Raw genomic sequence first — 18,427 nt, forward strand, 5'->3', positions numbered from 1 at the left:
GCGCAAGACCCTGCCCGGCAACGGCAAGGCTCGCCCTTTGGCCCGCACTCGGCGATAATCTGCCTTCCCGCCTGGTCACAGGCTTACCACTCCACTGCTCCCGCGACCTCATGTCCTCCATCGCCCCTCGCTATCGTATCGGTCTCATCGCCAACCGCGCCCATCAGGACGCTGCCGATTCTGCCCTGGTGCAGTTGCTCACCGGCTCAGGCCATCGCATCGAAAGCCTGCAACCCGAACTGATCGTGGTCGGCCGCACGCTCGACGCCATCGCCCAGATGAACCTGCTGCCCGGCTACCCGCATCTGGTGCGCTTCCCCTACGGTCGGCAAGGTGGCCTGATGAAGCTGGTCTCGCGCACGGTCGATCCCGACCCCGAGCGCACGCTGGACGCCGTGATCTATCTGGTCGACCCGGTCGATCCCTCCTCCACCTTCCCCGAGGCGGTGGCCCTGAAACGCCAGTGCGTCATCCATGGCAAGCCCTTCCTGTCGACGCTGGCTGGCGCCCAGGAATGGTTCGAACTGGAAGCCATCGCCAATGGCGCCGCGCCGGACAGCTTCCTGGATGACCGCTTCCACCTGGAGCAGGAAGGCATCGCCCTGATCGCCCACGACGCCATGAAGTCGCGCATGCTGGAACTGGCTGAGAAGCACTTCGAAGTGCTGGACCGCTTCGCCTTCCGCTGCGCCACCGGCACCACCGGCGGCCTGCTCAACCAGCTGGCCATGAAGATCAAGGGAGACGCCGGCCGCAACTGGGTGCGCCCCTTCCTGTCCGGCCCGCTGGGCGGCGACGCGCAGATTGCCGAACTGATCCTGGAGCGCCAGTGCCGTCGCGTGCTGTTCCTGGAAGACCCGCATGTGGCGCGCCAGCACGAAGCCGACATCCAGTTGCTGGAACGGGCCGCCCGCACCGTGACCGGCTATGCCTCCTGCATGAGCGATGTCAAATGGGGCGACCGCTGGCTGTCCCTGATCAAGGCGCGCGCACTCTGAAGTCCGCATGACCGCATCCCCACCGCCGCACCACTCCGTGCCTCCGCAGCGCCCGGGGCGCTGGCGCCGCCGGCTGCTGGCGCCGCTGATCTATACCGCGGCCCTGCTGCTGATGCTGGAAGAATGGCTATGGGACGCCACCCAGGCGCTGCTGGCGCGCATTCCCGACTGGCCCTGGCTGGTGAGGCTGCAACACTGGGTGGAGCGGCGCCCGCCCTATGTGGCGCTGCTGATCTTCCTGGCACCTACCCTGCTGCTGCTGCCGGTCAAGCTGCTGGCGCTGCTCTCGATCACGCACGGGCATCCGACGCTGGGCCTGGCCATCGTGCTCGCGGCCAAGGTATTGGGGACCGCGCTGGTCGCGCGCATCTACGCCCTGACGCGCCGCAGCCTGCTGTCACTGGCCTGGTTCCAGCGCTACCACGACCAGCTCCTCGCGGTGAAGGCTAGGCTGACCGCGCAACTGCAGGCCACTGCAGGCTGGCAACAGGCAAAGCGCCTTGTACAGTTGTGCAGGCAGCGTGTGGCAGATGTGAAGTCGTTTTTACGGGCGCGCATAGCCCGCTCGCCACGCTCCCAGCTGGCGCGCCTGATGCGCCTGCTGCGCAAGCTGGTGGCCCGCATGCGCAGCCGCTAGTGTTGAAAATCCTTGCAGAGAACGCTGCAAAAAGTCGAGCGCAAATGAAACAAGGCCGCCATAGCAGCCTTGTTTGCAGATTCATCGCCACCCGGGCCGGGCAGCATCAGTCGTCATCATCGTCATCGATGTAGCCGTCCGGCGGCGGCGACATCTGCATCGTGGCATGCTGGCCAATGTTGTTGTTGGAAATACTGTTGCCCCACTCGAAGGCATGCTTTTCAGCGGCGAAGAAATCATCGGCCGACAGCTGCAGTTCATCCAGCAGATGCTGCATCTCGGCCTGGTCCGGCGCCCGTTGCTCGGTACACTCCACCAGACGCAAGGCCAGGCCGTAGAAGCCGCTGCGACGCAGTAGCGCCTCCCGGATCTCGGTACTGACGGTGATCTGGCGCAGCACCGTTTCCATGCTCATCCCGAACAGGGCATCGACCAGCGACATGATGCCCACCGTGAACGCCATCTCCGACATCTTGCGGCGCCCCGGGCGAATCTTCACCGTAATGAGCTCCAGCATCTTGCCGCGCGTGGCCGCCAGGATCATCAGCGGCGACATGGCGTGGGCACGGTCCTTCTCGGTATTGGCGAAGAGCAGGATCTGCAGCCAGCGCTTCAACTGCCGGCGACCCAGCACGATCAGGGCCTGGCCCAGCGAATCGATGAACTTCTGGAAGCCGTACACCGGGGTATTGACCAGCCTCAGCAGGGTCAGGCTCAGCGCCACGTCACGCTTGATGAAGCGCACGATCTCGGCATTGTCGACATTGCGCACCAGCAGCGTGAGCAGGTGCATGATGATCATCTTCGAGGCCTCCAGCTTCTTGCCCTGGAGGATCATCGGCTTGGCGAAGTAATAGCCCTGGAAGTAATCGAAGCCAAAGGTCATGCAGTCATTGAACTGCTGCAGGGTCTCGACCTTCTCGGCCAGCAGCTCCTTCTGGGCGCGCTTGAAGTGCACCGACAGCTTGAGCAGCTTGCTGGGATCGACTTCCATCACGTCGATCTTGATGATCTTCACCAGCGGCAGCAGTTCTTCGATCTCTTCCGACTCGGCCACCACGTCATCCAGCGCGAACACATAACCGGCCTTGGTCAGCTCGCGCACGCGCGCCACCAGTTCCGGTGTCACGCGTACCGTCTCCAAGATTTCCAGCACCACCTTGTCGGAGGGCAGGAAATAGATGAAGTCGCTCATCAGCACGGCCGCATCGACATTGATGAAGCCATGCAGGTTACCGATCACATTGGACAAGCCCAGCTCGGAAGCGTGGGCAATCACCGCCGCCGTCGCCGTCACGTCATCCTTGACGTTGGCCGGACCAAAGGCTGCACTGCGAAACAACAGTTCGTAGCCGATCAGGTCCTGCTCGCGGCTCAGGATGGGCTGACGGGCCAGGAAGAAATCCAGGGCGTGATGAGGGTGTTGCGCGTGCGGGGGCAAGGCGGATGGGTCGGCGGACTGGTCTGACATGGTTGTTCTTTTACTAACCCCTCGCGTTGCAATTCTTGACGTGTGGCAATCTCACTATTGTAAGCCGATTTCTCACGATATCGGCGACAGCGAGACTACCCTCGACGACAAAATCACAAATATTCACAACACCAGGAGCCCCCGTCATCAGAGTTCTCCCGACTCCAGGACATATTCCGCGCTGTCATCCACGCCCAGCACCTCGATCAGGTAGGGCATGACTTCCTTCAGCGTGGCTTCCAGCGTCCACGGCGGATTGAGGATGAACATGCCGCTGTTATGCAGGCCAAAGCCATCCGGTGCCGGGCCGTGGATGGCCAGCGTGACATTGAGCCAGCTCTTGGCACCCAGGCGCTTCAAGCGCTCGGGCAACTGGCGCGATTCATTGCGATGCAGGACCGGATACCACACAGCATAGGTGCCACCCGGAAAACGCGTGAGCGCATCCGTGAGCACCTGGGCAACGTGGCTGTAGTCACGCTTGTCTTCATAGGGCGGGTCGATCAGCACCAGGGCACGACGCGATGGCGGCGGCAAGAGTGCCTTCAGGGCGTCGAAGCCATCGCCCCGATGCACCATCACGCGCTTGCCGCGTGCTGCCGGACGCTGGCCCTGGGCGGCGGCATGCGCCTCCAGCTTGCGGAAATTATCCGTCAGCACCTTCACTTCGCTGGGATGCAATTCGAACAGACGCAAGCGGTCCTGCTCGCGCATGATCTTCTCGGCGCAATAGGGAGAACCGGGGTAATAGCGCATCTTGCCGCTCGGGTTGAGCGACTTGACCACATCGACGTATTCCTGCACCGCCGCTGGCAGGTCCTTGCGGTCCCACAGCTTGGCGATGCCGGTTTCATATTCGGCGTTCTTGCTGGCGTAATCTCCATCTAGCGCGTAGACGCCCGCGCCGGCATGGGTGTCGATGACCATGTAGGCAGTTTCTTTCTGCCCGAGATAGCGCATCAACTGGATGATCACCATGTGCTTCAGGACATCGGCGTGGTTGCCGGCGTGAAAAGCGTGGCGATAACTCAGCATGGAAAATTCACTTCTTGGATGGGGTTGATAGCGGGTGGCGGCACGGACCGACGCGGGTCACTGGGTGGGCCACCGAAAAGAGGAAAAGCTCATGCATTTTATCAAGGATACGTGAGCAGTTGTCGGACTAATCCGGCATTGTTACAAAGAAGACATGCCCGCAGCGCCGGGTGATGCGGCCCGGCCGCTGGCCGCGGCGCCGGCCCGGGATGCGAGTCCAGCACCCGGCAGTGCGCGCGACGCCTCTAGTTACCGGCCCGGTCCAGCCGGAAATACGCATCCAGCAAGGAGGTCTTGAACACCACCCCCAGCAGGCGCGGGTCTTCGGCGCTGGCGATCACCGGCAGGCGCTCACCCTGATGGTCAAGGAACAGTTGCAAGGCCTCGCCCAGGGACATGTCGGGCGTCACCTCGTGCAGAAAATGCGGCCGCAGGAAATCGCGAGCTACCCGGCCTGCAGCTTCCTTCTTGTCCAGCAGCCAGGAAGTGATGTCCTGCAACGCCACCACCCCAAGGTAACGCTGCTGGTCGTCCACGATGTAGACATACTTCACCGGGTATTTCAGGAACAGGGCGCTGATCTCTTCCAGGCTGGCCTGTTCCTGCAGCACGGTCTCGGCCGGCCGGATCAGGGCACGCATGTGAGTGCCGCGCAGACGCAGGCGTTCTTCATTGTCGCGATGGCGTTTCAGTGTGATCTCGTACATCGAGCGCCCGTCCGTGCTGCGCGCCACCACATAGGCGACCACGCAGGACAGCATCAGCGGCAGCACCACCTGGTAGCTCAAGGTCATCTCGAAGATCATCAGGATCGCCATCAGCGGCGCATAGGACGCCGCCGCCAGGAAAGCGCCCATGCCCACCATTGCATAGGCGAACGGTTGCGACATGTGGAACGGCAGCAAAGCCTGGGCCGTATCGCCGAACAGGTAGCCGACCGCCGCCCCCACGAAGAGCGTGGGCGTGAAGATCCCCCCGACCGCCCCCGAGCCGACTGTAATGGCCGTGGCCAGGACCTTGATCACCAACACCGTCAACACCGCCTGCCACAGCCAGGTCGTATGCAGCAACGAATTGACCAGGCTGTAGCCATTGCCCCAGACCTCGGGCACCTCGATGGAAATGAGCCCGACCAGCAGCCCGCCCACGCCCAGCCGCACCGGCAGTGGCAGGCGGAACTTGCCGAAGCCCTGCTTGCCCAGCTCCAGCACGCGCAGGAACTGCGGCGCCAGGATGCCGGCCAGTACGCCCAGCACCAGGAACAGCAGCACTTCCCAGCCGCCGATCTCGGGGAAGTACGGCATTTCGTAGGCCGCCCGGTAACCCGGCAATTCGCGCATGGTGATGTTGGCCACCACGGAGGCCACTACCACCGGGCCGAAGCTCTCCATGACCAGCGAACCGAGCACGATCTCGGTGATGAAGAAGGCCCCGGCGATGGGTGCGTTGTAGGCCGAGGTGATGCCGGCCGCCGCCCCGCAGGCCACCAGCAGGCGCAAGCGGGAAGAAGGAAAGTGCGAGAACTTGCCCACCAGCGACGCGCACAGCGCCGACAACTGCACCATCGGACCTTCGCGGCCGATGGAGCCGCCGGAAGCAATCGACGCCAGCGAGGAGATGCTGCGCAAGAGCGTATTACGCACCGGAATGGCGCCATCACCGATGGCCACCGCCTCCATGTAGTCACCGCCATTGCCGGCCGGGGTGCGCTTGGCCCAGACCAGGAACAGGCCGGCAATCACGCCGCCACAGGTCGGCAGCAGGATGCGCACATGCCAGGGCAAGCCCTTGGCGATGTCGACGAAGCTTCCGTCATGTCCGGTCAGCCAGATCTGCAGCAGCGCGATGCATTCGCGAAAGGCGATGGTGGCCAGGGCGCCGACAAAACCGGCCAGCGCGCCCCACAGCAGCATGGAATGGCTTTCGGACACACGACAGGCATTCAGTACCCGCAGCCGGTACTTGATCCAGAGTTCATGCATGGTCGCTGCCCTGTCCTTGCCTCTGGTCTTCAGCTCCTTGCTCGTCGGCCGGCCGCATCAACGCCTGCAACTGGCGCAATTCGCCCGCAATGCTGGCCGCCGCCTTCTTCTGCATGCGGCGGTAGCGTGCCAGCACCTCCTGCCCCAGCTCGGTCACCGCCGCACCACCGCCACGGGCGCCGCCGGTCGCAGTGGCCACCAGCGGGCTGGCGAAGCAGCGGTTCATTTCCTCCACCAGCAGCCAGGCACGCCGATAGGACATGTCCATCTCCCGGGCCGCGCCGGAGATCGATCCGGTCTGTGCGATCGCCTGCAGCAGATCGGCCTTGCCCGGCCCGAAGGCAATGGTCTGGCCCTGCATCACGCGCACTCTCAAGGTCTTGGCATCATTCATGCGCGTGATTGTACAAGGGCCTTGTACGTGCGGCCAATGCAGAGCGGGCGGTTGACGTTCGTTATATCCTTACGTATATTTCGCCACTCACCCGCCCTGCTCCCTTGTTCTCGTTTCCAGGATTGCCGATGCTGAAGAAAACCCGTCTCAAGGCCGCCATCGGTGCCGCCTTCGCCGCCACGCTGGTGTTCTCCGCCGGCGCCGCCCAGGCCACCGATCTCGTGGTCTCGGCCGCCGCCAGCCTGACCAATGCGTTCAAGGAGCTGGCTCAGTCCTTTGAACAACAGCATCCTGGTGTGAAGGTCGTCAGCAACTTCGGTGCCTCGGACGTCCTGATGCAACAGATTGTGCGCGGCGCTCCGGCTGACGTATTTGCCTCCGCCGACCAGACCGCCATGGACAAGGCGGTGGCGGAAAAGGCCGTCAACCCGGCCACCCGCAAGAACTTCGCCGCCAACCAGATCGTGGTCATCGTGCCGCATGACGCCCGGCACCAGCCGGCCACGCTGGCCGACCTGACCCGTCCGGACTATCAGCGCATCGCCCTCGGCAACCCGGCATCGGTGCCCTTCGGCCGCTACACCAAGGGCGCGCTGGAACAGGCCGGCCTGTGGTCGCAGGTCCAGGCCAAGGGGGTGATGGCCGAGAACGTGCGCACCAGCCTGGATTACGTGGCCCGTGGCGAAGTCGATGCCGGCTTCGTCTTCGCCACCGATGCAGCAGTGATGCCGGACAAGGTCAAGGTCGCCATCCGCATTCCCTCAAACACGCCGGCCACCTATCCCATCGCCATCACCTCCGGCAGCCGGCAACAGGAACTGGCCGCGCAGTTCGTGGCCTACGTGCTCTCGCCGAACGGGCAGGCCGTCCTGGCGCGCTACGGCTTCCTGAAGCCCTGAACCCCAAGGTCGCCTGATGCATCCGGTCTGGACACCGTTGCTGCTATCGCTAAAGGTCGCGGGACTGGCAACCCTGCTCAATCTGGTCCTGGGCGTGGCCGCCGCCTACGGCCTGTCGCGCTGGCGCTCGCCGCTGCGTGACTTCATCGATTCGGTCCTGACCCTGCCCCTGGTGCTGCCGCCTACCGTATTGGGCTATTACCTGCTGGTCTTGTTCGGCCGCCGTGGCACCTTCGGCGCCTGGCTGGAGAGCCTGGGCATCCAACTGGTCTTCACCTGGCAAGGCGCGGTACTGGCCTCCACCGTGGTGGCCTTCCCGCTGGTATTGAAAGCGGCCCGGGCCGCCTTCGAGAGCGTGGACCATCAACTGGAAAACGCGGCCCGCGTGCTGGGCGTCTCCGAGGCCGGCGTGTTCTTTCGCGTCAGCCTGCCGCTGGCTACGCGCGGCATCACCGCTGGCGTGCTGCTGGCATTTGCCCGCGCCCTCGGTGAATTCGGCGCCACCCTGATGGTGGCGGGCAACCTGCCGGGCCGCACGCAGACCCTGTCGGTGGCCATCTATGAGGCGGTACAGGCCGGCGACGACGGCGCGGCCACCTTGCTGGTGGTGATTACCTCGATCACTTGCGTGGTGCTGCTGATGCTGGCCGGACGACTGGTACCAGACCGCTCGCAGCTGCAGATTCGCTAGACTGTCGCGGTTGATCCCTTTTACTTGCCCCTGCCTGCCGTGAGCATCGACCTCCAGATCCAGAAACAACTGCGTGCCGCTGATCGTGTCTTCGAGCTCGATATCGCCCTGGCTTCCGACGGCCAGCGCATCGTGCTCTACGGTCCCTCCGGCTCGGGCAAGAGCCTCACCCTCAAGGCCATCGCCGGCCTAATGCGTCCCGACAGCGGCCATATCCGCGTGCATGGCCGGGTGCTGTTCGACGCCGCGCAAGGTATCGACCTGCGCGTGCAGGAGCGCAACGTGGCCTACCTGTTCCAGGACTACGCCCTCTTCCCGCACCTGACGGTGGCGCAGAACATCGCCTTCGGCCTGACCCGGGGCAGCTTCAACACACGCCGCCCGGCCCAGCACCCGGCCGTGATGAAGTGGTTGCAGGCCTTCGAGCTGGAAGCCATCGCCCACAGCCATCCGGCGCAGATCTCCGGCGGCCAGCGCCAGCGGGTGGCCCTGGCGCGCGCCCTGGTGGCCGAGCCCGACATGCTGTTGCTGGACGAGCCCTTCTCGGCCCTGGACCTGTCCCTGCGCCAGCGCATGCGCCAGGAACTGGCCGACCTGCAAACCCGCCTGCAGGTGCCGATGCTGCTGATCACCCACGACCCGGCCGATGTCGAGGCCCTGGGCCAGACGGTCTTCGAGCTACGCGACGGCCGCTTGCGGGCGGCCTGACGCCTCCCGGGACAGCCCAGACTACAGACGAAAACTACGGACGAAACTACAGACGAAAAAAAACCGCACCCTTTTGAGGTACGGTCGCAAGTTCGGGGGATCACCCCGCCAGCCCGCGCAAGGATGCGGGCCGGCGCTACATCACACATTCACACTCAAACCATTGCACGCGCGGATCAGGCCGCCTTCTTGGCCTTGTCATCGAAGAATTGTTCATCTTCGGTCGAACCATGCAGCGCAGTGGTGGACGACTGACCCTGCTGGATCGCCTGGGTCACCGCGTCAAAGTAACCGGTGCCGACTTCGCGCTGGTGCTTGACCGCAGTGAAGCCCTTGGAGGCGGCGGCGAATTCGGCTTCCTGCAACTCCACGAAGGCCGACATCTGGTTGCGGGCATAGCCGTGGGCCAGGTTGAACATCGAGTAGTTCAGCGCATGGAAACCGGCCAGCGTGATGAACTGGAACTTGTAGCCCATGGCGCCCAGCTCGCGCTGGAACTTGGCGATGGTGGCGTCGTCCAGGTTCTTCTTCCAGTTGAAGGACGGCGAGCAGTTGTAGGCCAGCAGCTTGCCCGGGAACTTGGCGTGGATGGCTTCGGCGAAGGTCTTGGCGAAGGCCAGGTCGGGCTTGCCGGTTTCGCACCAGACCATGTCGGCATATTCCGCATAGGCCAGGCCACGCGAGATCGCCTGGTCGATGCCCGGGTGGGTCTTGAAGAAGCCTTCGACAGTGCGCTCGCCGGAGAGGAAGGCCTTGTCGTTGGCATCCACGTCGGAGGTCAGCAGGTCAGCCGCTTCGGCATCGGTACGGGCGATCACCAGGGTCTTGGTGCCCATCACGTCAGCCGCCAGGCGTGCTGCATTGAGCTTTTCGCAGGCTTCGCGGGTCGGCACCAGCACCTTGCCGCCCATGTGACCACACTTTTTCACCGAGGCCAGCTGGTCTTCGAAGTGCACGCCGGCCGCACCGGCCTCGATCATCGACTTCATCAGTTCGAAGGCATTCAACACACCACCGAAACCGGCTTCCGCATCGGCCACGATGGGCGCGAAGAAGTCGATGTCGTCGCGGCCTTCGGACCACTGGATCTGGTCGGCGCGGGCGAAGGTATTGTTGATGCGCTTGACCACCATCGGCACCGAGTTGGCCGGATACAGGGACTGGTCGGGATACATTTCACCGGCCAGGTTGGCGTCGCCGGCCACTTGCCAGCCGGACAGGTAGATCGCCTTCAGGCCAGCCTTGACCTGCTGCATGGCCTGGTTGCCGGTCAGTGCGCCCAGGGCGTTGACGAAGGGCTCGTTGTGCACCAGGTTCCACAGCTTCTCGGCACCGCGCTTGGCCAGGGTGTGCTCGATCTGCAGCGAACCACGCAGGCGGACCACATCGGCGGCGCTGTAGTTGCGCTTGATGCCCTTCCAGCGCGGGTTCTCTGCCCAGTCGCGTTCCAGGGCCTGGATTTGCTGTTCACGTGTGCTCATGTGGATCTCCTTTTGGTCAATGATGAAGTGGCTAGAAACTGGATGAAATCGCGAATTCCATGACTTCATAGTAGGCCTGCGGGAGCAGAGCAACAATGTCTTATATAAGATATCTGTAAAATTTTTATATCAATAAATTCAATGACTTATGATCACGATTTTGCGATACGGAACGAAAATCCGACCAATGAAAAGGCCATTTGATGCAGCGCACCCGCACTTTTCATATTGCGAAATAAAGATTTCGTATCGTAAAAACGTGGCGATGTGAAACCTCTTGCGCCCTCATCGTTCATATCCACATCACCCGCACCTGTCCTCTCTGGTTGTTTAAACAATCAAGAAGGCAGAGAATAAGCACCTAACTCATGAAACGGCGATATCACGCCGCCCTGTCTACATGCACTACGCCCTGGACATTCGCACCTTCCTCTTCAGTCATTATTTCTATACAGGTGTGCGGATCGCGATCGGGGTGGTCGGCCTGACCCTGCTGGTGTTCAACGTGGCCGACATGCCCACCACCATGACGGTCTTCCTGGGTGCGCTATGTACCAGCCTGATGGACCTGCCCAGCCCGCTGCGCCACAAGTTCAACGAAATGCTGGCCGGCGTGCTGCTCTGTACGGTGGTGATGCTGGTCATCAGCCTGTGCGCCCCGGTGCCATGGCTGGTCAGCGCGATGATGGTGGTGGTCAGCTTCTTCGCCAGCATGATGGTGGTCTATGGCAAGAAGACCATGCCGCTGCAGTTCGCCGCGCTCATGGTGATGACCCTGTCGATGGAAAACCAGGTGCCGATCTCGGACGCCTTCCTGCACGCCGTGCTGTTCCTGGGCGGCGGGCTGGGCTACCTGGCCTATTCGATGACGGTGTCATGGTTCCTGCGCCGCCGCATCAAGCAGCAGGTGCTGGCCGAGGCGCTGTTCGAACTGGCACGCTACCTGCGCATCAAGGCCGACTTCTACGACGTCAAGCATGACCTGGCGGGCCAGTTCAACAAGCTGGTGCGCCAGCAGATCGTGGTGGCCGACAAGCAGCAGGCTTCGCGTGACCTGATCCTGCGCGACCTGTACACCAAGCAGGATGGCCTGCTGGTGCAGGTACACCTGTCCATGCTGGAGCTCTACGAGCAGGTGCTCTCCACCCACGCCGACTACGCCTTCCTGCGCCAGCACTTCGGCGACAGCGATGTCATGGTCTTCCTGCGCGATCTGGCCACCAAGGCCGCCCAGGACATCGAATCGATCGCCTACGCGGTCACCCGCAAGAAGGCCTCCGAGCCGAGCGTTAACTACAAGGCCGAGCTGCGCGCGGTGCAGTTCGAGATGCAGGAGCTGGCCCTGCCCGGTCCCCGGCAGGCCTCCGAAGAAGCCCTGACCATCCTGCGCGTGACCTACAACAAGATCCGCGACATCATCGAACTGATCAGCCAGGTGCACCAGGCCACCCGCAATCCGGTGGACCCGCTGCCCATCCTGCCGGGCTCGGACATGACCCCCTTCCTGACCCAGCAGAAGTTCAAGTTCAACATGCTGCTGGTGAACCTGCGCTGGCAGTCACCGATCTTCCGCTTCGCCATCCGGGTCGCACTGGCCGTGACCACGGGCCTTTGGATCGCCAGCCACCTGCCCTACATGGCGCACGGCTACTGGATCGTGCTGACCATCGTCATCATCCTCAAACCCAACTTCAGCGCCACCAAGCAGCGCATGGCAGACCGCCTGATCGGCACCGTCATCGGCTGCCTGATCACCATGCTGATCCTGCGTTTCGTGCACAATCCGCTGGGCCAGCTGGCGGTGCTGTTCGCGGCCAGCGTGGCGGCACCGGCCTTCACCTACATCAAGTATCGCTATACCGCCATCGCCGCCTCGGTACAGATCCTGATGCTGCTGAACCTGCTGGTGCCGGCCGGCCACCAGGGCGTGATCGGCGAACGCCTGATCGACACCATCATCGGCGTGCTCATTGCCACCGTCTTCTCCTATGTGCTGCCGGCCTGGGAATACCGCGATCTGCCCAAGCTGCTGCGCAACGTGCTCAAGGCCAGCCAGCGCTACCTGACCGCCAGCCGCGACATGCTCGAAGGGAAGGTGCAGGACGATTTCTTCTATCGGGTCTGTCGCAAGGGCTTCATGGACAGCCTGGCGGCCCTGATCTCGGCGCTGGTGCGCATGATGGACGAGCCGGCCACCAAGCAACGGGCGGTACGCGAACTGAACCGCTTCATCGTGCAGAACTACCTGGTGGCGGCGCATATCGCAGCGCTGCGCCTGATGCTACGGCGCCAGCAGGAAAACCTGCCGCAGGCCGCCATCAGCAAGCTCATCGAAGACACCTACCTGGAAGCCAGCGAACACCTGGCCGAAGCGCAGCGCCTGCTGGCGCCCAAGCCGAGAAAGCGCGGCGGCGCCGTAGTGGTCTCGCCGGAAGCACCGGAAGACAAGGCCCTGTCGGGCAAGATCGAGCTGATCGGACCGGTCACGCCGGCACCCATTCCGGCCGAGGCCAGCGCCTGGTCGGGCTGGGCAAACCTGCGTCGCCGCAGTCACCAGCTCAATCAGGACCTCAAGGAAATCGTGGCGCAGACGGCGGCCATCGACAAGGAATTGCGCAAGGTACCGGACTGACGCCCTGAACGTCATCCAGGTCCCGCACAAGACAAAAGCCCGCATCTGCGGGCTTTTGTCCAGGTAGTGTCTACGAGTACGTCGGGAGGATGCAGCGTCTGGATGAGCCCGTTCAGAGCGCCGTGCGCGCCACCAGCACGCCGTCCGCATCGGCATAGATCCAGTCGCCCGGATAGACCGCTACGCCGGCGATGCCGACCTTGATGTCGGCATCCCCTGCTCCCTTGCGGAAGCTGCGTTGGGGGTGGGTGGCCAGGGCGCGGATGCCGACGTCGCAGGCATTGAGTTCAGCCGCGTCGCGCACACAACCATTGACCAGGATGCCAGCCCAGCCATTGTCCTGCGCCAGTTGCGCCAGGTTGCCACCCACCAGTGCGCAGCGCAGGCTGCCACCGCCGTCGACCACCAGCACCTGGCCATTGCCCGGCGTCTCCAGCGTGGCGCGGACCAGCACGTTGTCCTCGAACACCTTCAGGGTCCTGGCCGGACCGCTGAAGGCCTGCCTGCGCCCGAAGGAGGCAAAGATGGGAGGCAGTACTTGCAGGGTGCCGCTGGCCAGCTTGTCTTCATTGGCATCGCACAGGTCGCAGGTGGCAAAGGACATCAAGGTCTCCTCATGGTCTGAATGGGCGGGGCCGGAATGGCCTCGGGGACGGGCCTATACCGACAGGATGCGGTGCAGGCGCTTCTGATCGAACATACGAGAATCGGCCACCCGCAGCAAGGTCTCCACATCCAGGCCATCAACCGGATAGAGCGATACGCCCACCGACGCATCCACGGTGTACTGCTGGCCATCACGCCCCTCGATGGGCTTGTTGACGGCGTGGCGGATCTTGTCGGCGATGCTGCGGGCCACTTCGATGTCGGTCACGCCATGCAGGTAGACCACGAATTCGTCGCCGCCGAAACGCGCCACCGAATCATCATGCCGCAAGCTGTGCTGCAGTCGTTCGGCAATGGCGATCAAGACCTTGTCGCCTTCGTCGTGGCCATACTCGTCGTTGACGGCCTTGAAGCGGTCCAGGTCGATGAAGAGCAAGGCGAAATGCAGCGGATTGGCTTCGGAGCTGTTGCGGCGACGGAAGTCGATCTGCGCGATCAGGGAATCACGGTTCAACACATTGGTGAGGCGGTCAGTGCGCAGGTTGCGCTCCATTTCCACGAAACTCAGCGCCAGTTGGCCGATCTCGTCGTTGCGATCGATGTTGAGCGCGGGGAACGGGCTGCCATTGCCGATGCTCTTGGCCGCCAGCGTGAGCTTGCGGATGTCGCGCAGCACCCAGCGCAGCAGCAGGAAACCGATCACGAAGGTCAGGCACACCGCCAGCAGACCCAGCAGCAGGGTCTGGTAGACGCCGCTGGTGACCGAACCCAGGAAGTCCGAGCGCGGCGCAGCGCTGATGGCCAGCCAGTCCAGCCCGGCCTGGTCATGGTGCAGGCGGAAGGCCACTTCGATCTTGCTGCCCTCGCTGCGCGAGCCCAGCAGTACCAGCCGGCCCGGCGCGGGGTTGTGGATGCTCAGGTAGCGCTGCACTTCCTCGAAGGCCTGCTGCACCAGCGGCGACTTGCTGTGTCCGGCATTCAGACGCAACAGGTCCGACCCCTGGTCGTTGGACTGGTAGATCGACTCATCCAGCGAAGTGGCCACCATGTCGCCCTTGAGCTCGGTCACGAAGGCCGCGCCATGCGGGCTCAGGGGAAGCTGGCGCAACAGGGTGGAGAGCTGCTGCAGGCCGATGCTGCTGTTGGCCACGCCCAGCAGCGTGCCGTCGGTATCGAAGATGGGCTTGGACAGGTTGATGCCCACCACATTGGGCTGGCGGTAATCGGCGTACACCGGCGACCAGGTCTCGCGCCCCTGCTGGACCGCCTGCACATACCAGGGCCGCTTGCGCGGTTCGTAGTCCTGCACGGCGGTGAGCTTCATCTCGGTGCCCGGACCGCGCAGGTAATAGACGTAGTTCTTCTCGCCCGGCTCGCGCACGCTGTACATGAAGACGTTGATCTGCTCCTGCTTGATGCCCAGGAAGCTGCCGTCAACACCACCGAAATAGACGTAGCTGGGTTCGTCGAACAGCGAATTGGCCAGCCAGAGCCGCTCTTCGAGCTCTTTGCGGGTCTTGGGAAAGGGCAGCGTCGCCGCCTGCTGGCCCGCCTCCGCCGGCGGCACCGGCGCGGGTGCCACCACGTTCAGGCTTTCGCGCGCGCCCATGGTCTGGCGGTCGATGCCCTGGGAGACCCGACCCATCACTTCGGTCAAGGCATTGCGTGCCAGCACCTCGGTGGCATCGTCGCCGGCGCGATACAGGAACCAGCCGATGGTCAGCACCAGGCAGACCATGAGGAAAATGAACGGCAGGATGAATAGCCGCTGCAGAGACGATTGCTTCAGAATCGCCCCCATGTGCTCTTGCTGCCTTGACCGCGTGTTCCCGATATGACCATGAATTCCTTGCTGCCGGGCAAGCAAAACCCTTCCCGGCGATTGCAGATGAGGCCGTGGCCTCGATCGATGGCGCACCTGTTTTTGTCGTGTGGCGCACTCCCCTTGATGAAGGTAAATATCACATTTTGCGCTCTCTTGGTGAGCGTTTTTTGCAATGCGGCGAAAGAAAAAGCAGTGGCCGATCCGCCCAGGAAGCGCGCTGGACGTGGAGTGTAGCAAAAGCACCAACTAAATTAAATGTATTACAACTTTCAGGAACGGATGTGCAGGAGCGTGCCGATGAAGTGAATCAAATGGCCCGCCCGGATGCATAAAAAAGCGGCGGGACATGAAGACATGTTCCCGCCGCTACTAGACTTCCTGCCCTTCCTGCACCGGTCAACACGACGGCAGATCGGCGCCCTACCGCCGGCCTCCCTGCCGCCCTTGCTCCCGGGCAGTTACTTGCTGAACGCCAGTTGGCCGTTCTCCACATCCACATGCACCACATCCTTGGGACCGAACCTGCCGGCCAGGATTTCCTTGGACAGCGGATTCTCGATCTCCTGCTGGATGGCACGCTTGAGCGGCCGTGCACCATAGACCGGATCGAACCCGGCTTCGGCGATCTTCTGCAGGCCGGCTTCGCTGATCTGCAGGCCGATTTCCAGCTTGGCCAGGCGCTGCTCCAGGATGCGCAACTGGATCTTGGCGATGGCGCCGATGTTCTTGGCGTCCAGGGCGTGGAAGACCACGATCTCATCCACCCGGTTGATGAACTCCGGACGGAAGTGCGTACGCACCTCGGCCATCACGGCCAGCTTCACCAGCGCCGGATCGCTGTCTTCCATGCTCTGGATACGGTGCGAACCCAGGTTGGAGGTCATCACGATCACGGTGTTCTTGAAGTCCACGGTACGGCCCTGGCCATCGGTCATGCGACCGTCGTCCAGCACCTGCAGCAGCACGTTGAAGACATCCGGGTGCGCCTTCTCGATTTCGTCGAGCAGGATCACGCTGTAGGGCTTGCGCCGCACCGCTTCGGTCAGGTAGCCGCCTTCTTCATAGCCGACATAACCCGGCGGCGCGCCGATCAGACGGGCCACGGAATGCTTCTCCATGAACTCGCTCATGTCGATGCGGATCATCGCCTCCTCGGTATCGAACAGGTAGGACGCCAGCGCCTTGCACAGCTCGGTCTTGCCCACGCCGGTGGGGCCCAGGAACATGAAGGAACCGTAAGGCTTGCTGGGGTCGCCCAGGCCGGCACGCGAGCGGCGGATGGCGTCGGAAACGGCCACGATGGCTTCTTCCTGGCCCACCACGCGTTCATGCAGCACGTCTTCCATGTGCAGCAGTTTTTCGCGTTCGCCCTGCATCATGCGCGACACCGGGATACCGGTGGCGCGGGCCACGATCTCGGCAATTTCCTCGGCACCCACCTGGGTGCGCACCAGCTTGGGCTTCTCGGTGGTGGCACCGGCCGCGTCCTTCTTGTTCTGCACCTCCAGCGCAGCTTCCAGCTCGGCCAGCTTGCCGTACTTCAGCTCCGAGACCTTCTGCCAGTCGCTCTTGCGGGTGGCCTCTTCCATCTGCAGGCGCACCTTCTCGATTTCTTCCTTCAACTGCTGACCACCCTGGGCGGTCGACTTCTCGGCCTTCCAGATTTCTTCCAGGTCGGCGTACTCGCGCTCCAGCTTTTCGATTTCGTCCTCGATCAGCTGCAGGCGCTTCTGCGAAGCCTCGTCCTTTTCGCGCTTGACGGCTTCGCGCTCGATCTTCAGCTGGATCAGGCGACGGTCGAGCTTGTCCATCACTTCCGGCTTGGAATCGATCTCGATCTTGATCTTGGAGGCGGCCTCGTCGATCAGGTCGATGGCCTTGTCCGGCAGGAAGCGGTCGGTGATATAGCGGTGCGACAGCTCGGCCGCAGCCACGATGGCCGGGTCGGTGATATCGACGCCATGGTGCACCTCGTACTTTTCCTGCAACCCGCGCAGGATGGCGATGGTGGCTTCCACGCTGGGCTCATCCACCAGGATCTTCTGGAAGCGGCGCTCCAAAGCGGCGTCCTTCTCGATGTACTGGCGGTACTCATCCAGCGTGGTGGCACCCACGCAATGCAGCTCGCCACGTGCCAGGGCCGGCTTCAACATGTTGCCGGCATCCATGGCGCCCTCGGCCTTGCCGGCGCCCACCATGGTGTGCAGCTCATCGATGAAGACGATGGTCTGGCCTTCATCCTGGGCGATTTCCTTCAAGACCGCCTTCAGGCGCTCCTCGAATTCACCGCGATACTTGGCACCGGCCAAGAGAGCCGCCATATCCAGCGACAGTACGCGCTTGGACTTCAGGCTGTCCGGCACTTCGCCGTTGACGATGCGCTGGGCCAGGCCTTCGACGATGGCGGTCTTGCCCACGCCCGGTTCGCCGATGAGCACGGGGTTGTTCTTGCTGCGCCGTTGCAGCACCTGGATGGCGCGGCGGATTTCGTCGTCGCGGCCAATCACCGGATCAAGCTTGCCGGCACGGGCGCGCTCGGTCAGGTCCAGGGTGTATTTCTTGAGGGCTTCACGCTGGCCTTCGTCCTGCTGCGAGGACACCGAAGCGCCGCCGCGCACGGCCTGGATGGCCGCTTCCAGCGACTTGCGGGTGAGGCCGTTTTCACGGGCGGCACGGCCGGCATCGGACTTGTCGTCGGCCAGGCCCAGCAGCACCATTTCGCTGGCGACGAACTGGTCGCCGTGCTTTTGCGCTTCCTTGTCGGCCAGGTTCAGCAGGGCCACCAGTTCGCGCCCGACCTGCACTTCGCCGCCGTTGCCGGAGACTTGCGGCAGGCGCTTGACGGCAGCCTGCAAGGCGGTATTCAGGCCGTTCACGTTGACCCCGGCACGCTGCAGCAGCGAGCGTGCGCCGCCGTCATCCTGGCTCAGCAAGGCCAGGATCAGGTGAACGGGTTCGATGTATTGATTGTCGTGGCCGACTGCCTGGGATTGCGCATCGGCCAGCGCTTCCTGCAATTTTGTGGTGAGTTTGTCGAGACGCATGGTTCGCTCCAATTTTTCAATGAG

General features: G+C 63.1%; 15 protein-coding genes. 7 read left to right on the forward strand and 8 right to left on the reverse strand.

Features of this window, described 5'->3' with window-relative positions:
• The first annotated feature begins 110 nt into the window (after nt 1–110).
• Both HWE04_RS12740 and HWE04_RS12745 read left to right on the forward strand, forming a co-directional pair.
• Nucleotides 111–998 (forward strand): methylglyoxal synthase, encoded by an 888-nt coding sequence (locus HWE04_RS12740; RefSeq protein WP_077237089.1) that lies wholly within the window; start codon nt 111–113, stop codon nt 996–998.
• Nucleotides 999–1,005: 7 nt separating this feature from the next.
• Nucleotides 1,006–1,635: a hypothetical protein gene (locus HWE04_RS12745; protein ID WP_241812631.1), complete on the forward strand. Its 630-nt coding sequence runs from the start codon at nt 1,006–1,008 to the stop codon at nt 1,633–1,635.
• Between the two features lie 106 nt (nt 1,636–1,741).
• Here HWE04_RS12745 and HWE04_RS12750 read toward each other — a convergent pair whose 3' ends face one another.
• The 4 genes from HWE04_RS12750 to HWE04_RS12765 all read right to left on the reverse strand — a co-directional run bounded on the left by HWE04_RS12750 (nt 1,742) and on the right by HWE04_RS12765 (nt 6,517).
• On the reverse strand, nt 1,742–3,106 hold the full coding sequence (locus HWE04_RS12750) for an EAL and HDOD domain-containing protein (protein ID WP_006462598.1): 1,365 nt from the start codon (nt 3,104–3,106) through the stop codon (nt 1,742–1,744).
• Between the two features lie 147 nt (nt 3,107–3,253).
• On the reverse strand, nt 3,254–4,141 hold the full coding sequence (locus tag HWE04_RS12755) for a 23S rRNA (adenine(2030)-N(6))-methyltransferase RlmJ (protein ID WP_006462599.1): 888 nt from the start codon (nt 4,139–4,141) through the stop codon (nt 3,254–3,256).
• A gap of 245 nt (nt 4,142–4,386) precedes the next feature.
• Entirely contained in the window at nt 4,387–6,123 is a 1,737-nt protein-coding gene (locus HWE04_RS12760) for a ClcB-like voltage-gated chloride channel protein (protein WP_006462600.1), read from the reverse strand.
• Nucleotides 6,116–6,517: a winged helix-turn-helix domain-containing protein gene (locus HWE04_RS12765; RefSeq protein WP_234296461.1), complete on the reverse strand. Its 402-nt coding sequence runs from the start codon at nt 6,515–6,517 to the stop codon at nt 6,116–6,118. Before HWE04_RS12765 ends, HWE04_RS12760 begins: the two co-directional genes overlap by 8 nt.
• A gap of 128 nt (nt 6,518–6,645) precedes the next feature.
• On the opposite strand from HWE04_RS12765, the gene modA reads away from it, so the two are divergent.
• From modA to HWE04_RS12780, 3 genes are read left to right on the forward strand one after another with little or no spacing between them, the layout of a single operon-like run.
• A complete protein-coding gene (modA, locus tag HWE04_RS12770) occupies nt 6,646–7,416 on the forward strand; it encodes a molybdate ABC transporter substrate-binding protein (RefSeq protein ID WP_241812632.1) in 771 nt (256 codons plus the stop codon).
• 16 nt (nt 7,417–7,432) lie between these two features.
• Nucleotides 7,433–8,107, forward strand: coding sequence for a molybdate ABC transporter permease subunit (gene modB / locus HWE04_RS12775; RefSeq protein WP_006462603.1), 675 nt, complete (start codon nt 7,433–7,435; stop codon nt 8,105–8,107).
• Between the two features lie 39 nt (nt 8,108–8,146).
• Entirely contained in the window at nt 8,147–8,815 is a 669-nt protein-coding gene (locus HWE04_RS12780; protein ID WP_241812633.1) for a sulfate/molybdate ABC transporter ATP-binding protein, read from the forward strand.
• A gap of 176 nt (nt 8,816–8,991) precedes the next feature.
• Here the strand turns inward: HWE04_RS12780 and aceA are convergent, their stop codons facing one another.
• The gene (gene aceA, locus HWE04_RS12785; RefSeq protein ID WP_077237085.1) at nt 8,992–10,296 is read right to left on the reverse strand and encodes an isocitrate lyase; all 1,305 of its coding nucleotides are present in this window, start codon (nt 10,294–10,296) and stop codon (nt 8,992–8,994) included.
• Nucleotides 10,297–10,696: 400 nt separating this feature from the next.
• Here aceA and HWE04_RS12790 point away from each other — a divergent pair, with 400 nt between their 5' ends.
• On the forward strand, nt 10,697–12,928 hold the full coding sequence (locus HWE04_RS12790; protein WP_241812634.1) for an FUSC family membrane protein: 2,232 nt from the start codon (nt 10,697–10,699) through the stop codon (nt 12,926–12,928).
• A gap of 112 nt (nt 12,929–13,040) precedes the next feature.
• On the opposite strand, the gene rraA is transcribed toward HWE04_RS12790, so the two are convergent.
• Both rraA and HWE04_RS12800 read right to left on the reverse strand, forming a co-directional pair.
• Nucleotides 13,041–13,532, reverse strand: coding sequence for a ribonuclease E activity regulator RraA (gene rraA / locus HWE04_RS12795; RefSeq protein WP_241812635.1), 492 nt, complete (start codon nt 13,530–13,532; stop codon nt 13,041–13,043).
• Nucleotides 13,533–13,586: 54 nt separating this feature from the next.
• Complete coding sequence (locus HWE04_RS12800; protein WP_241812636.1) at nt 13,587–15,335, reverse strand: diguanylate cyclase; 1,749 nt, start codon at nt 15,333–15,335, stop codon at nt 13,587–13,589.
• Nucleotides 15,336–15,349: 14 nt separating this feature from the next.
• On the opposite strand from HWE04_RS12800, the gene HWE04_RS12805 reads away from it, so the two are divergent.
• Nucleotides 15,350–15,691: a hypothetical protein gene (locus HWE04_RS12805; RefSeq protein WP_241812637.1), complete on the forward strand. Its 342-nt coding sequence runs from the start codon at nt 15,350–15,352 to the stop codon at nt 15,689–15,691.
• 126 nt (nt 15,692–15,817) lie between these two features.
• Here the strand turns inward: HWE04_RS12805 and clpB are convergent, their stop codons facing one another.
• A complete protein-coding gene (clpB, locus tag HWE04_RS12810) occupies nt 15,818–18,403 on the reverse strand; it encodes an ATP-dependent chaperone ClpB (protein WP_241812638.1) in 2,586 nt (861 codons plus the stop codon).
• Nucleotides 18,404–18,427: the final 24 nt, after the last annotated feature.

It is taken from the genome of Herbaspirillum sp. C7C2, from assembly GCF_022627865.1.
GTDB lineage: Bacteria > Pseudomonadota > Gammaproteobacteria > Burkholderiales > Burkholderiaceae_D > Herbaspirillum > Herbaspirillum frisingense.